Origin of the sequence: Kribbella sp. NBC_00662 (genome assembly GCF_041430295.1) — a bacterium.
In the GTDB taxonomy this organism is placed as follows: domain Bacteria; phylum Actinomycetota; class Actinomycetes; order Propionibacteriales; family Kribbellaceae; genus Kribbella.
Genome location: NZ_CP109029.1, coordinates 4,890,877 through 4,906,035 on the forward strand (window position 1 = coordinate 4,890,877; position 15,159 = coordinate 4,906,035).

Sequence of the window (15,159 nt, forward strand, 5' to 3'; positions counted from 1 at the left end):
TTCGGAACAACGTAGTAGCGGTCGGCGACTACCGTGGGCGCATGAGCTGGAGTACTGCGGACATCCCTGACCTGACCGGGAAACTGGCGCTCGTGACGGGCGCTACGAGTGGACTTGGGTACGAGACCGCGCTGGAGCTGCTGAGACACGGCGCCGACGTGCTGGTCGCGGCGCGCAACCCGGAGAAGGCGGCGCAGGCTGCGCAGGCGTTGACGCAGCAGGCCGGGAGAGCGCCGACGGTGCTCGATCTGGATCTGGCTGATCTGGCGAGTGTCGAGAAGGCGGCCGACGAGGTCATCTCGTCGTACGACCGGCTGCATCTGTTGATCAACAACGCCGGCGTGATGGCGCCGCCGCATCGGGAGACGGTTGACGGATTCGAGCTTCAGATCGGCACCAATCATCTCGGTCACTTCGCGTTGACCGGTCGGCTGATGCCGTTGCTGGTCAACGGCAGTCGCGTGGTGACGGTCAGCTCGTTCATGCACAAGACCGTTCGCGGGATCAGCGAGGTCGATCTTCGCCGGACGGTGGGCAGCTACCGGAAGTGGGAGGCGTACGGGAAGTCGAAGCTCGCCAACCTGCTCTTCATGCTCGAGCTCGACCGCCGGGCGCGGGCTGCCGGGGCCGACTTGCTGAGTGTCGGCGCGCATCCCGGGTACGCCTCGACCCATCTGCAGGCCGCCGGGCCGGAGCTGGCCGGCAATGTCCGGCAGGCGCGGCTCTGGGCCGCTGGGACCCGTCTCCTTGCGCAGTCCGCCGCGGCCGGTGCCTGGCCGAGTCTGTACGCCGCGACGTACCCGGATCTGCGGCCCGGATCGTTCGTCGGGCCGAGCTTCCTCGAGTACCGCGGTACGCCGAAGGTCGTGCTGCCGACCCGGACCGCGCAGGACGCCGAGCTGGCCAAGGAGCTGTGGGACTGGTCGGTCGAGGCGACCGGGGTCGATCCAGCACTCACCGTGCCGAGGTAGTGACACAGCGGCAACTTTCTGGTTACCCTCCGGTAATCCCGACGCCGGAGGTTTCCAGTGCGCAGACTCGCCGCCGCCCTAGCAGTCGCCCTGACCCTGATCACGATCGGCCCGCGCGCTGCTGAGGCCGGGCAGACCGCACCGGGTTTCAGTACGGCGTACCAGCGCATCCCCGGCGCCGGCGGGATCGAGCTCGGCGCGGTCGTGCTCACGCCGACCGGGCAGGGCGACGGACCGTTCCCGCTCGTGGTGATGCCGTCGAGCTGGGGTGTGCCGAACGTGGAGTACGTCGGCCAGGGGACGAAGCTGGCGACGGCCGGGTTCCAGGTCATCTCGTACTCGAGCCGCGGCTTCTGGGACTCCGGCGGCGGTATCGACATCGCCGGTCCGCCGACGGTCGCCGACGTCAGCAAGGTGATCGACTGGGCCGGCCAGCACACGCCGGCGGACACCAGCCGGGTCGCCGCGGTCGGGATCTCGTACGGCGCGGGTACGTCGCTGCTCGCCGCTGCGAAGGACTCGCGGATCAAGGCGGTCGGTGCGCTCAGCGGGTGGGCCGATCTGATCCGGTCGCTGGATCCGAACGACACCGTCGCGCTGCAGTCGGTTGCCGGGCTGCTTGCCCTGGGCAACGTCACGGGGCGGCCCGGGCCGGAGATGGCCTCGCTGCAGACGAAGTTCGTCACCGGTGACTTCGACGCTGCGATCGCGGAGGCGAGTCAACTGTCGCCGGCGCGGTCCGCGGCGACGATGGTAGACCAAATCAACGCGAGGAAACCGGCTGTGTTCCTGGCGAACGCGTTCGAGGATTCGATCTTCCCGCCGTCGCAGTACACGGACTTCTTCACCAGCCTGACCGGACCGAAGCGGCTGCTGCTGGCGCACGGCGATCACGCGACGCCGGAGGTGACCGGGGCGATTGGTCTACCAAATGAGACGTGGGATGAGCTCGCCGGCTGGTTGCGGCACTACCTGACGGGTGCCGACAACGGTGCGGATGCCGAGGCGCCGGTCCAGTTGAAGTCGCAGCTCGGGGTCTGGCGTGGGTACCCCAGTTGGGCTGCGGTCGGGGCGGCGCGTACGTCGTACCTGACGAAGGCCGGCGCGCTTCAGGGCGGTGCGTCGACGGGGTGGAGTCGGTCGATCGGGGCTGGTATACCAACGGTCGCGGACAGCGGGGTGGCGCTGGTATCCGGTGCGCTGCAAGGGTTGTTGTCGATTCCGGTCGGGGTGGCGACGCCGCTGGTGGACAGGTCGTTCGCCGGGGTTTGGTCCGGACCGACGTTGGCCGCTGCGACGGTCGTGAATGGTATGCCGAAGTTGCATCTGACCGTGAAGCCGTCGGCGGCCGACACCTCGCTGTTCGCGTATCTGTACGACGTCGATGCGCTGGGAGTCGGGTCGTTGATGTCGCACAAGCCGTACACGTTGCGGGGTGCTACGCCGGGGAAGGCGGTACCGCTCGATGTGCGGTTGGAGGCGACGAGTTGGGAGGTGCCGGCCGGGCATCATCTCGTGCTGGTCGTGGACACGGTTGATCCGCGGTACCTCGGGCGGAGCGTGATCGGGTCGACGGTCACGTTCAGCTCGCCTGCCGGCGATCCGTCGTGGGTCAGCATTCCGGTGGCCGCGTGAGCGTCAGCCGCCGGGGGTTCCTCGGCTTCACCGCCGCCGCGCTCGCTCCCATCCACCAGGCCGCGACCCGAGAAGTACCAGAACCAGGGGCCGAGGTGGCCGACAGGACCTTGTACCTGGGAACGTATGGCGACGCTATCGGCATCGCGACGTACGACGATGCCGGCAAGATCACCGCGACCGGCAGCATCGCTGGTATACCAAACGCATCCTTCGTGATCCGTTCCGGCAACTTCCTGTACGCCGTGAACGAGCAGGACGCCGGCGCCGTCACCGCGATCGACATCTCGGGCACCCCGCGGGTGCTGAATCGTCAACCCACCAAGGGATCCGGACCCTGCCACCTCGCCAAGATCGGCAACTACCTGCTCAGCGCCAACTACGGCTCCGGCGACGTCGCGGTCCATCCGATCGCGGCAGATGGGAGCCTCGGGCAACAAACTGATCTGGTCAAGCACGAGGGCCCGGCGCCGCACGCGCACCAGATCGTACAGTCCGGCGAATTCGTGCTCGCAGTCGATCTCGGCACCGACACGATCTACACCTACACGCTCGCGGACGGGAAGCTCGCGTTGCAGCACCAGGCGAAGGTCAAGACCGGCGCCGGCCCGCGACATTTGGTATTCCATCCGTCCGGCAACTACGCGTACGTCGCCGACGAGCTCGACAGCACCGTGACGGTCTGCGGGTACGACGACGGCGTACTGACGGTGCTCGAGTCGATCCCGGTGGCCGAGGGGGAGAACTACCCAGGTGAGGTGGTGGTCTCCGCCGACGGACGCTTCGTCTACGTCACCAATCGCGGGCACAACAGCGTCGCGATCTTCAGCACCGACGGCCCGCATCTCGAGCTCGTTGGTATACCAAACTGCGGTGGCGATTGGCCGCGGCACTGCGCGTTCGATCCGAGCGGGCGCCTGTTGTTCGTCGCTAACCAGAAGTCGAACAACATCGCGACGTTCTCGGTCGACCAAGCGACCGGCGCGTTGACCCGGACGAGCGACTTCAGCACCCCGACCCCGGTCTGCGTGAATGTTTGATTGTGCGCGAGCTCTTGCGTTCGTGTGATGACAGCGCTGTCATGGGACTGCCTTTCTCCGCCCCGAAAGGAAAGTCCCATGGTCAAGCCGCTCGCGGCCGCACTCGTCCTGCTGTCGACAACCCTCGTCCCAACAGCCCAGGCAACAGTCCAGGCCGAGCCGGCATGGCACCTGGGCACCCCGCCACTCTCCACCCCGTGGACCGACGACGTCTCCCCGACGAACGCGCTCCCGGAGTACCCGCGCCCTCAACTGACCCGCCCCGACTGGCGCAACCTCAACGGCCTCTGGGAATGGTCGCCGGCTGCCGTAGGTGAACAACCCCCGATCGGCCGCACCCTCAACGAGCAGGTGCTCGTCCCGTACCCGATCGAGTCCGCGCTCTCCGGCCTCCAGAAGCACGAGGACCGGATGTGGTACCGCCGTACGTTCACCGTCCCCGACAACTGGAAGGGCAAGCGGCTCCTGCTGCACTTCGGTGCGGTCGACTACGACGCGAGGGTGTGGGTCAACGGCCGCCAGGTCGCCACGCACCGTGGCGGGTACGACGGCTTCGACGTCGACGTGACCAGTGCGCTGCACGCCAAGGGCCCGCAGGAGCTGATCGTCTGGGCCGAAGACCTGACCGACGAGACCTACCAACCGATCGGCAAGCAGCGCGAGGTCGGCGACCACGGCATCTTCTACCAGGGCAGCTCCGGCATCTGGCGGACCGTCTGGATGGAGCCGGTGAACGTCGCCTCGATCGACCGTCTCCAACTCACGCCGGACCTGCCCAACCAGACGCTCGAGGTCAACGCCCAGACGTCCGGCCGCGCGGGACTCGACGTCGAGGTCACCGCGTACGACGGCCGCAAAGCCGTCGGCCAGGTGCGAGGCAAGGCCGACACGGAGCTCCGGCTGCCGATCCGGAATCCCAAAACCTGGTCCCCGGATCACCCGTTCCTCTACGACCTCAAGGTGCGGCTGATCGATCGCGGCAAGATGGTAGACCAAGTCGGCTCGTACGCCGGGATGCGATCCGTCGGCCTGCAGAAAGGTGCCGACGGCAAGCTCCGGATGGCGCTGAACGGGAAGATCCTGTTCAACCTGTCGACACTCGACCAGGGTTTCTGGCCGGACGGACTCAACACCGCGCCGACCGACGCGGCGCTCCGGTTCGATCTCGAGCAGCACAAGCGGCTCGGGTTCAACACCGTCCGCAAGCACATCAAGGTCGAGCCGGATCGCTGGTACTACTGGGCCGACAAACTCGGCCTGATGGTCTGGCAGGACATGCCGGCGACGAAGACCGATGCGATGCCCGACCCGTGGCGCGCGCAGTTCGAGTCCGAGCTGCACGAGCTGGTCGACGAGCACAAGAGTTTCACCTCGATCACCGTCTGGGTTCCGTTCAACGAGGGCTGGGGTGAGTGGGACCAGACCGCGACCGGCCGGATCGCTGACGATGTCAAGGCGCAGGACCCGTCCCGTCTCGTCAACGCGCACAGCGGCGTGAACTGCTGTAACTCGCACGGTGACTCCGGCCGTGGCGACCTGATCGACAACCACGCCTACCTCGGCCCAGCGACGGCGGCGCCGACAGAGACCCGGGCAGCCGTGGACGGCGAGCACGGCGGCTTCGGCCTGAAGGTGCCGGACCACATGTGGTTCGGCGACGGATCGGCGTACGAGATGGAGCCTGACTCGGCGACTCTCACCCGGCGGTACGTCGAGAACCAGACCGACGTCCTGAGATCCGCCGAGCAGTGCGGGATCAGCGGGTCGGTCTACACCCAGATCACCGATGTCGAAGGTGAGTTGAACGGGTTCTACACCTACGACCGGCGGGTCCCGAAGATGGACTTCGCCCAGGTCCGCACGATCAACCAGGAGATCATCGCCGGCGCGGACGGTTCGGGCGCTGGTATACCAAACCCGGGACCCGGCACACCCGGTGCCGACGGCATCCACTTCTATCCACTCGACGGCACCACAGAAGATGCCGTCGGCAACAATGACGCGACCCTCCAGGGCGGGGCGACGTTCGCCCCGGGCAAGAACGGCCAAGGGGTAGCGCTCAACGGAGACGGTCAGTACGTCGACACCGGCGCGGCCCTTCTCGACACCAGCAAGAACTACACCGCCAGTGCCTGGGTAAAGCTGAACAAGGCGGACGGCGCATTCCAGACCTTCGTCAGCCAGGACGGCGATCGCGACAGCGCGTTCTTCCTGCAGTACTCCGGCCAGGACCAGCGCTTCGCGATGAGCTTCCCCGGCATCCGGGCGCTGTCGCCGACCAAGCCGAACCCGGACCAGTGGTACCACGTCACCGGCGTCCGCGATGTCGTCAAGGGTGAGCTGAAGCTGTACGTGGACGGCGAGCTCGTCGCCACCAAGAGCGCCTGCGCCCTGGACTCCGGCTCGACCGGCAACACGGTGATCGGCCGGGCGAAGTTCGGCGGCAACCAGGTCGACTTCCTCGACGGCACGGTCGACCAGGTCCACCTGTACGACCGGGCCCTCACCGATGCGGAGGTCCGCACCCTCTACGAATCCGGACGCTGAGCGGGCGTTCGGGATGCGAAGTCATCGCACAACCCCGATCCTGGTAGATACCGATCAGGGGAGGTGAGTGCGATGGCCGCACCCAGCCAGGTGCTCGCACCCCATTCGACGATCCGGTTCCGGCCTCCGCGGTTCGGGCTCGGCGGTTCGCATCTCGGCGAGCCGCCGGGCCCGGACGGCGACGCGACCGCGGCCGCCACCGTCGACGCGGCGTACCAGGCCGGCATCCGGTTCTTCGACACGTCCCCGGCGTACGGCGACTCGGAACGCCGACTGGGTACGGCGCTGCAGAAGCGCCCCCGTGGTGAGTTCCTCGTCTCGACGAAGGTGGTCGGCGACGATCCGAAGGTCTCGATCGACAAGAGCCGCGCACAACTAGGACTCGCTGTCGACCTCGTGCTCGCCCAGGACGAGTCGGTCTACCCGACGCTCGACCGGCTGCGGCGCGACGGAACCATCAAGGCAGTCGGAGCAGTGTCGGACGACTGGCAGGAGCTCGATCGCCTGGTGCGGGACGTGGAACTCGACTGCGTCCTCCTGACGGCGCAGTACAACCTGCTCGACCGCGACGCCGTACCGCTGCTGGATCGTTGCCTTGCGCGCGGAGTCTCCGTCATCGTGTCCGGTGTCCTGACCCCGCAAGTGCTGCAGGCAGACACTGTCCAGGCGCGACGTATCTCGGCCGTCTGCGAGCGGTACGGCGTCTCGCTGCCGCAGGCGGCACTCGCCTTTCCCAGCAGGCATTCCGCGGTCACGTCCGTCCTGATCGCGGCGTCGTCGCCGGCCGAGATCCGCGCCGACGCGGCGCTGGTACGTCAACCCGTACCGGAAAAGCTCTGGCGGGATCCGGAGCTGCTGCGCTTGCTATCCTGACAACAGGAGTTCGAAGCAAGCCGGCTCCCCGGACGAGCGGCGCCGTACCCGGTCTGAGAAGACGACGCCTCACCCTTTGACGGAGGGGGTCGTCCTCATGCACGCACTCGACGTTCTCGAGATCGTTGGCGCTGTCACCATTCTGCTCGCGTTCGCCGCCGCGCAGGCGGGTCGCCTACGCCAGCGCACCATCACCTATCAACTCCTGAACCTGCTCGGCTCCGGAGCGCTCGCCACCATCGCCGCGATCCAGCTCTCCTGGGGCTTCCTGCTGCTGGAGGGCAGCTGGGCCGTCATCAGCCTCATCGGCCTGCTGACCCTCAACCGCCGCCAACAGGCGAACTGAGCAACAGACGGACTAGAACTTGTCGCCCGGCGCCGTCGCGGTGCCGCTGCCCGACGGCAACGTGGTCGGGATCGCGGTCGGGACCGGACTCGGGCTGACCGTGATCGACGGCGACGTCGAGCCCGTGCCCGGCGGCGGCGTGGTCGGGGTGACGGTCACGGTCGCCGTATTGGTCGGCGTCGGGATGACGGGTTCGGGCTCGAGCGGCTGCGCGTGGCGGAACAACAGCCACGCCAGGAACACGGCCAGCGCCATGATCAGCGCCATCGTCAGCAACGCGAACGCCAGCGCCCACCGCGACGCCGGACGCAGCGCGTTCGGCCATGGCAGCGGCCAGATCCGGAACAGACCAGGACGCCGCCGGCTCTCCCAGTAGTGCCGGAAATCGGGCCCGCGCAGCTTGCCGATCTGCGGGATCCGATCCATCAGTACGGCGGACAGGATCTCCTCGCCGCGACGCTCCGCGATCAACCGCTCGTCGGAGGCCGCGCTCGACCCGTCGTCCTCGCGGATCGGCCCGACCGCCACCCAGAGCGCGAGGTCGTCGTCATCGGAATCGTTGTGGCCCAGTACGGCGTCCTCGGGCAGATCGTCGACGGCGTACACGAACCGGTCGCGGGCAGCCGCGTCGTCGGCGGAGCCCTCGGTCATCATCGCGACGACCACGTTCCGCCCGGCCTCGTCGCTGGCCGTATAGAGGTAGCCGGCCGCGTTCGCGCCGAGGCGGCCGCGGAGCCAGAACTCGCCGACCCGCGGCGGGTCCTCCGGCTGCAGCGGGAGCGCCTCCGGAATCTCCAGCGCAGGGCGCTCCTCCGGCGCGTCCGCCGGCTGCACCTCGGTCTGGGATTCGGTCGCAGTCATCACCCCAATCCCACCACATCCCTGGTAGCACTGTCGCCACGGCCGCCTGCCGCGTAACAGTCGGCGCGCGGGATTTGGGCAGGAGGGGCAGGATGGGGGAGGACCCGGTGGGCCCTGCGCCCGCTGGCCCCGGCGATCTGATGGAATGGCCGGTGTTGCGAAGTGGGGAATGACGGTGTTTGACACGGTCCGCACGCGGGCCCCGGAAGGACATGCATGACCGAGACGACGGTGCCCACGGGTTCGGTGGCCCAGCAGTCCAGGCTGATCGGCGAGGCCCTCGGTGAGGTCAAGCGGGTGATCGTCGGCCAGGAGCACATGGTCGAGACCCTGATGGTGTCGCTGCTCGCGAAGGGTCACTGTCTGCTCGAGGGTGTGCCGGGCGTCGCGAAGACGCTGGCCGTCCGCACCTTCGCCAGCGTGGTCGGCGGCACGTTCGCCCGGATCCAGTTCACCCCGGACCTGGTCCCGTCCGACATCGTCGGCACCCGGATCTACCGTCAGACCCGCGAGACCTTCGACATCGAGCTCGGCCCGACGTTCGTGAACTTCGTCCTGGCCGACGAGGTCAACCGCGCACCGGCCAAGGTGCAGTCGGCGATGCTCGAGCTGATGGCCGAGCGGCAGGTGTCGATCGGCGGCCAGACCTTCCCGATGCCGAAGCCGTTCATCGTCATCGCCACCCAGAACCCGATCGAGTCCGAGGGCGTGTACCCGCTGCCGGAGGCACAGCGCGACCGGTTCCTGGTCAAGATCGACGTACCGCACCCGCGCGGGCACGAGGAGTTCGAGATCCTCCGCCGGATGAGCGTCGATCCGCCGGAGCCGCGGCAGGTGCTGAAGCCGGAGACGATCCTCGAGCTGCAGCGGTCGGCGGAGCAGGTGTTCGTCCACAACCTGGTCGCGGAGTACGCCGTACGCCTGGTGATGGCGACCCGGACGCCGACCGACTTCCACCTGCCCGACCTGGAGCCGATCATCGAGCTCGGCGTCAGCCCGCGCGCGACGCTCGGCCTGATCGCGGCCGGCCGGGGACTGGCGCTGATCCACGGCCGCGACTACCTGTTGCCGAGCGACATCCAGACCGTCGCGCTCGACGTGATGGGCCACCGTCTCGGCCTGACCTTCGACGCGGTCGCGGACAACATCGACCCGCGGGCCGTGATCGAGCGGATCCTGGCCACCGTCCCGCCGCCGCAGCCGGTCTGGCGTGACGGCGCCGACGGCACCGGCCGCCCGGAGTTCGTCTAGTGCCCAACCGCCGAGACCCACGAGCTGCGATGACGATCTCGCAGCTCGCTCCCGAGCGTGCGTTGCGGCGGCTGGAGCTCACCGTCGTACGGCGGCTCGAGGGGTACCTGCACGGGGAACACCTGGGGCTGCTCCCGGGGCCGGGCACCGAGCTGGCCGAGGCGCGTGAGTACCAGGTCGGCGACGACGTACGGCGGATGGACTGGGCGGTCACCGCGCGGACCACGATCCCGCACGTCCGCGACCTGATCGCGGACCGTGAGCTGGAGACCTGGGCGCTGGTCGACCTGTCCGGCTCGATGGACTTCGGTACGTCGACGCTCGAGAAGCGTGAGCTCGCCGTGGCGGCCGTTGCGACCGTCGGGTTCCTGACCCACCGCCTCGGTGACCGCTTCGGTGGGCTGATGCTGCGCGACTCGGCGCTTCGCCGCTGGCCGGCGCGGTCCGGGCGGCTCGCGCTCTACGGTCTGCTGCGCGCGCTGCTGGCCGAGCAGTTCAGCGGTGACGAAGAAGCGCATCGCAGCGACCTGGCCGCCGCGCTGGAGTCGATGGCCCGGACGCAGCGCAAACGCGGACTGCGCGTGATCGTGTCCGACTTCCTCACCCCGCAGGACGGCGAGGTCGCGAGCCAGATCGAGCCGTCCTGGGAGCGGGCGATGCGCAAGCTGACCGCCCAGCACCAGGTGCTCGCGGTCGAGATCGTCGACCCGCGGGAGCTCGAGCTGCCGAACATCGGCGTCGTCACGATCGGTGACCCGGAGACCGGCGAGGTGCGCGAGATCGACACCCGGCGGCGCAAGGTCCGGGAGGCGTTCGGGGTAGCGGCTCTCGCGCAGCGGGAACGAACCAGGGCCGCCCTGCGTAGGGTAGGTGCGGGGCATCTTGTACTGCGGACCGATCGTGACTGGGTCGCCGACACCGTGCGGTTCGTGCTCGCCTACCGGCGAGTGGCGCCCCGCCTGCACCAACCGCCGAAGGGAGTGGCTCGCTGATGGAGTTCCTGTCTCCGGCCAGATTGTGGTTCCTGCTGCTGATCCCGCTGATCGTCGCGGGGTACATCTTCCTCCAGCACCGTCGCTCGCAGTACGCGCTGCGGTTCACCAACATCGCGCTGCTCGACCGGGTCGCGCCGCGGCGGCCGCAGTGGCGGCGGCACCTCGCCGTCGGGCTGGCGCTGCTCGCCGCGATGACCTGCATCCTCGCGTTCGCGCAGCCCAAGGACAAGGTCAAGGTGCCGCGCGAGCGGGCCACGATCGTGGTCGCGATCGACGTGTCGCTGTCGATGATGGCGACCGACATCGAGCCGAACCGGCTGGAGGCCGCGAAGGAGTCGGCGAAGGAGTTCGTCAACAACCTGCCGACCAAGTTCAACGTGGCATTGGTCAACTTCGCCGGCACGGCGTCGATCATCGTGCCGCCGACCACGGACCGGGCGACCATCGACCGATCGATCGACGGGCTCGAGCTTGCCGAGTCGACCGCGACCGGTGAGGGCATCTTCACCTCGCTGCAGGCGCTCACCCAGGTCCCGCCGGACCCCGCGCACCCGAACGACCCGGCCCCGGCCCGCATCGTGATGCTGTCGGACGGCAAGCGGACGGTCGGCCGGACGGCGCAGGAAGGCGCGCAGGCGGCCAAGGCGAAGAACACCCCGGTCTACACGATCTGCTTCGGCACCGACTCCGGCTTCATCGAGATGGACGGCATCCGGCAGCGGGTACCACCGGACCGCACCGAGCTGCGCAGCATCGCCGAGACCACCGGCGGCGAGGCATACACCGCGGAGTCCGCGGGCGAGCTCAAGGACGTCTACAAGGACATCGGCTCCTCGGTCGGGTACGACGAGGTCGACAAGGAGATCACCGCCCGGTACGCCGGTATCGCGATGCTCTTCACGCTCGCCGCCGCCGGGGCCTGTATCGCCCTCGCGACCCGGTTCCCGTAAGCAGCGCGGCCCAGGAGCCTCGCCGCTCGTCGACCTGAATCGCGACACGATGGTGATGTAGTTGACACGGCGAGGTTACTGGTGTTGAAGGTGCTCGTGGTGCAAGATGTACGAGTCTGCCAGGACTGACAGGTGTGTTTCGAGAACGCTGGGGAAGGCGCCCCTCGAGCACAGGAGGTCCCGGTGGCGACAACTCGTGGCGTTCTGTACGTCCACACGGTGCCGTCAGCGTTGTGCCCTCATGTCGAGTGGGCCGCGGGCGGCATCCTAGGTGTGCCCGTGAAACTGGATTGGACACCGCAGCCTGCGGCCCAGGGCACGTACCGGGCCGAGCTGTCCTGGCAGGCCGAGGCCGGTACCGCGGCCAAGCTGGCATCCGCCCTGCGCGGATGGCAGAAGCTGCGGTTCGAGGTCACCGAAGAGCCGAGCAACGGCGTCGAGGGCGAGCGGTACTCGTTCACGCCCGAGCTCGGGGTCTTCCACGCGACCACCGGCGTCCACGGCGACATCATGGTGCCGGAGGAGCGGCTGAAGGCGGCCATGCTGAAGGCGGCGGCGGGCGAGGCCGACCTGACCGAGGAGGTCGAGCGTTTGCTCGGTCGCCCCTGGGACGACGAACTCGAGCCGTTCCGCTACGCCGGCGACGGCGCGCCCGTGCGCTGGCTGCATCAGGTTGTCTAAGCGGTTCCTGAGAACTTCAGAAGAAAGCCGTGCAGGGCGGAGCTTTCTGCGAACTTTTCGATGAGACTGAGCATCAGACGTTCTACAAGGGTGGGAGGGGCCGTGGCCGCTGGGCCACCGGGTGTCGGGACACCCCCGGTGGTTGTCAACAACAGCGGCCGCACCACGTGAAGGGCACGGATCCTCGGATCCGTGCCCTTCCAGCCGTTCAAGGCTGTCGGCCGTTCAAGGCTGTCAGCCGTTTCTACAGCGGAATGTTGCCGTGGTTCCCGCGCACCGGGCCGCCGACCTCGGCCTTCGCCAAAGCGGTCGCCAGAGCCGTGCGGGTGCGGGTGGGCTCGACGACCTCGTCGACGACGCCGATCTCGATGGCGCGGTCGATGCCTCCGGCAATCTTCTCGTGTTCGGCGGCCAGTTCGGCCTCGACCTGCGGACGCAGTTCGGGATCGACCTCGGCCAGCTTCCGCCGGTGCAGCACCCGCACGGCCGCGACCGCACCCATCACAGCCACCTCGGCCCGCGGCCACGCGAACACCCGCGTCGCGCCGAGCGATCGGGCGTTCATCGCGATGTACGCCCCGCCGTACGTCTTCCGCGTCACCAGCGTGACCCGCGGTACGACGGCCTCGGCAAAAGCATGCAGCAGCTTCGCGCCCCGCCGTACGACGCCGTCCCACTCCTGACCGACGCCCGGCAGATAACCCGGTACGTCGACCAGCACAACGAGCGGGATGCCGAACGCGTCGCACATCCGGACGAACCGTGATGCCTTCTCCGCCGATAGGGCGTCGAGGCAACCACCGAGCCGGAGCGGATTGTTGGCGATGACACCGACCGTCCGCCCGCCGAGCCGGCCCAGCGTGGTCACGATGTTCGGCGCCCACCGTTGGTGGAGCTCAACTGCGGAAGACGAGTCGAGCACCCCTCCGACCAGCGGATGGACGTCGTACGCACGCTTGGCCGACTCCGGCAGGAGCCCGGACAGATCGGTATCGGGGATGTCCGTGGACATCGAGCCTTGATTCGCGAGCAGATCCGTCAGCCGGCGTGCCTGCTCGATCGCCGCGTCCTCGGAGTCGGTCGTGATGTGGACGACGCCGGACCGCCGGCCGTGCGGCTCGGGGCCGCCGAGCCGGAGCATGTCGACGTCCTCGCCGGTGACCGAGCGGACCACGTCCGGCCCGGTGACGAAGATCCGGCCCTCGGGACCGAGGATGACGATGTCGGTCAGCGCCGGGCCGTACGCCGCACCGCCCGCCGCCGGGCCGAGCACGACCGAGATCTGCGGGATCTTCCCGGACGCCTGCGTCATCGCGTAGAAGATCTTGCCGACCGCGTGCAGGCTCAGCACGCCCTCGGCCAGCCGCGCGCCGCCCGAGTGCCACAGGCCGATGATCGGCACCTGCTCCGCGCGCGCGACTTCGTACGCCTTGACCACGACGTCGCAGCCCTCGTCGCCCATCGCGCCGCCCATCACCGTGGCGTCGGAGCAGAACGCGACGACCTTCGCCCCGGCAATCCGCCCGCGGGCCGCGATCATCCCCGACAGGTTGTCGGGGGTGATCAACTCCAGGCTGCCCGGGTCCAGCAGGTTGGTCAGCCGGCTGACCGGGTTGCGCGGGTCCAGCTCACGCGGGAGTTTGGCGGGTCTTGCCGGGGCAACGGTCATGGGTGTCCTCCGGGGGCTACAGCGTCTTGAATGCGATGGCGGCGTTGTGGCCGCCGAAGCCGAACGAGTTGTTCAGCGCCGCGATGTCCCCGTCGGGCAGCTTGCGCTGCTCGGTCGCGACGTCCAGGTCGATCTGGTCGTCGAGCTTGTCCACGTTGATGGTCGGCGGCGAGACCCGGTTGTGCAGGGCGAGCACGGTCGCGACCGACTCCACCGCACCGGCCCCGCCGAGCAGGTGACCGATCATCGACTTCGGCGCGGTGGCGACCGCGTGGTCGGCCTCCTTGCCGAGCGCCTGCCGGATCGCGATCGACTCGGCGATGTCGCCCTGCGGCGTCGACGTGGCGTGCGCGTTGATGTGGAAGATGTCGGCCGGGGTCAGATCGCCCTCGGACAACGCCCGCTCCATCGCGCGTCGCGCACCGGAACCGGTCGGGTCCGGCTGCGCGATGTCGTGGCCGTCGGCCGAGATCCCCGCACCGGCGAGCTCGGCGTAGATCTTCACGCCGCGCGCCTTCGCGTGCTCGTACGACTCGAGGATCAGCACGCCGGCGCCTTCACCGAGCAGGAAGCCGTCGCGGTCGACGTCCCACGGCCGCGAGGCGCGCTCCGGGTCGTCGTTGCGCTTGCTCAGCGCCTGCATCATCCCGAACGCGGCCAGCGGCAGCGCCATGATCGCGCCCTCGGCGCCACCGGCGATCACCACGTCCGCGCGGCCGAGTCGGATCTGGTCCAGACCCAGCCAGATCGCCTCGTTGCCCGACGCGCAGGCCGAGACCGGGGTGTGGACGCCGGCCTTGGCGCCGAACTCCAGGCTCACGTACGCCGCGGACGAGTTCGGCATCAGCATCGGGATCGCCAGCGGCGACACCCGGCGCGGGTTCTGCAGCAGGGCGTCGTAGTTCGAGAGCGTGGTGTGCAGGCCGCCGATACCGGACGCGACCGCGACGCCGAGCCGCTCCTTGTCCAGTCCGGAGTCCTCCAGGCCGGAGTCGGCCCAGGCCTCACGGGCCGCGACCACGGCGAGTTGCGCCGTACGGTCGAGACGGCGAGCCTTCACGCGCTCGATCACCTCGGTCGGCTCGACCGCGGCCGGTGCGGCGATCTGGACCGCCAGGTTCTGCACCCACTCGTCGGTCAGCCGCCGTGCGCCGGAGCGTCCGGCCAGCAGTCCTTCCCAGGTGCTGGTCACGTCGCCCCCGAGCGGGGTCGTGGCTCCGAGCCCAGTGATGACGACTCGGGTCTTCGACATGGTTACCTCATCCTTCACATCAGAGATCTGCGGTTGGGAGCGAGGGGTGTGTACTGCGTGGTGCTCACCGAGGGATCCCGATGAGCAC

At 68.6% G+C, this 15,159-nt stretch carries 13 protein-coding genes and 1 riboswitch; of the genes, 10 read left to right on the forward strand and 3 right to left on the reverse strand.

Annotated features, from left to right (window positions below; genetic code table 11):
• Nucleotides 1–41: 41 nt before the first annotated feature.
• From OHA10_RS24575 to OHA10_RS24600, 6 genes are all read left to right on the forward strand, one after another.
• On the forward strand, nucleotides 42–971 hold the full coding sequence (locus OHA10_RS24575) for an oxidoreductase (protein WP_371401117.1): 930 nt from the start codon (nucleotides 42–44) through the stop codon (nucleotides 969–971).
• Between the two features lie 57 nt (nucleotides 972–1,028).
• On the forward strand, nucleotides 1,029–2,606 hold the full coding sequence (locus OHA10_RS24580) for an alpha/beta fold hydrolase (RefSeq protein WP_371401118.1): 1,578 nt from the start codon (nucleotides 1,029–1,031) through the stop codon (nucleotides 2,604–2,606).
• On the forward strand, nucleotides 2,603–3,646 hold the full coding sequence (locus OHA10_RS24585) for a lactonase family protein (RefSeq protein WP_371401119.1): 1,044 nt from the start codon (nucleotides 2,603–2,605) through the stop codon (nucleotides 3,644–3,646). Before OHA10_RS24580 ends, OHA10_RS24585 begins: the two co-directional genes overlap by 4 nt.
• A gap of 78 nt (nucleotides 3,647–3,724) precedes the next feature.
• Entirely contained in the window at nucleotides 3,725–6,193 is a 2,469-nt protein-coding gene (locus OHA10_RS24590) for a LamG-like jellyroll fold domain-containing protein (RefSeq protein ID WP_371401120.1), read from the forward strand.
• A gap of 72 nt (nucleotides 6,194–6,265) precedes the next feature.
• The gene (locus OHA10_RS24595; RefSeq protein WP_371401121.1) at nucleotides 6,266–7,066 is read left to right on the forward strand and encodes an aldo/keto reductase; all 801 of its coding nucleotides are present in this window, start codon (nucleotides 6,266–6,268) and stop codon (nucleotides 7,064–7,066) included.
• 13 nt (nucleotides 7,067–7,079) lie between these two features.
• Nucleotides 7,080–7,137, forward strand: a riboswitch (guanidine-III (ykkC-III) riboswitch).
• A gap of 26 nt (nucleotides 7,138–7,163) precedes the next feature.
• Nucleotides 7,164–7,412, forward strand: coding sequence for a hypothetical protein (locus OHA10_RS24600; RefSeq protein ID WP_371401122.1), 249 nt, complete (start codon nucleotides 7,164–7,166; stop codon nucleotides 7,410–7,412).
• Between the two features lie 12 nt (nucleotides 7,413–7,424).
• On the opposite strand, the gene OHA10_RS24605 is transcribed toward OHA10_RS24600, so the two are convergent.
• Nucleotides 7,425–8,273, reverse strand: a complete 849-nt coding sequence (locus OHA10_RS24605; RefSeq protein WP_371401123.1) for a hypothetical protein — start codon at nucleotides 8,271–8,273, stop codon at nucleotides 7,425–7,427.
• 216 nt (nucleotides 8,274–8,489) lie between these two features.
• Here OHA10_RS24605 and OHA10_RS24610 point away from each other — a divergent pair, with 216 nt between their 5' ends.
• From OHA10_RS24610 to OHA10_RS24625, 4 genes are all read left to right on the forward strand, one after another.
• On the forward strand, nucleotides 8,490–9,524 hold the full coding sequence (locus OHA10_RS24610) for a MoxR family ATPase (RefSeq protein WP_137254010.1): 1,035 nt from the start codon (nucleotides 8,490–8,492) through the stop codon (nucleotides 9,522–9,524).
• A 29-nt stretch (nucleotides 9,525–9,553) separates the two neighbouring features.
• Nucleotides 9,554–10,516, forward strand: a complete 963-nt coding sequence (locus OHA10_RS24615) for a DUF58 domain-containing protein (protein WP_137254011.1) — start codon at nucleotides 9,554–9,556, stop codon at nucleotides 10,514–10,516.
• The gene (locus OHA10_RS24620; protein ID WP_134097676.1) at nucleotides 10,516–11,469 is read left to right on the forward strand and encodes a VWA domain-containing protein; all 954 of its coding nucleotides are present in this window, start codon (nucleotides 10,516–10,518) and stop codon (nucleotides 11,467–11,469) included. Before OHA10_RS24615 ends, OHA10_RS24620 begins: the two co-directional genes overlap by 1 nt.
• 183 nt (nucleotides 11,470–11,652) lie before the next feature.
• The gene (locus OHA10_RS24625) at nucleotides 11,653–12,150 is read left to right on the forward strand and encodes a DUF3145 domain-containing protein (protein ID WP_350850966.1); all 498 of its coding nucleotides are present in this window, start codon (nucleotides 11,653–11,655) and stop codon (nucleotides 12,148–12,150) included.
• Between the two features lie 244 nt (nucleotides 12,151–12,394).
• On the opposite strand, the gene OHA10_RS24630 is transcribed toward OHA10_RS24625, so the two are convergent.
• A complete protein-coding gene (locus OHA10_RS24630; protein WP_371401124.1) occupies nucleotides 12,395–13,819 on the reverse strand; it encodes an acyl-CoA carboxylase subunit beta in 1,425 nt (474 codons plus the stop codon).
• 16 nt (nucleotides 13,820–13,835) lie between these two features.
• Nucleotides 13,836–15,071: a beta-ketoacyl synthase gene (locus tag OHA10_RS24635; RefSeq protein WP_371401125.1), complete on the reverse strand. Its 1,236-nt coding sequence runs from the start codon at nucleotides 15,069–15,071 to the stop codon at nucleotides 13,836–13,838.
• Between the last annotated feature and the right edge of the window lie 88 nt (nucleotides 15,072–15,159).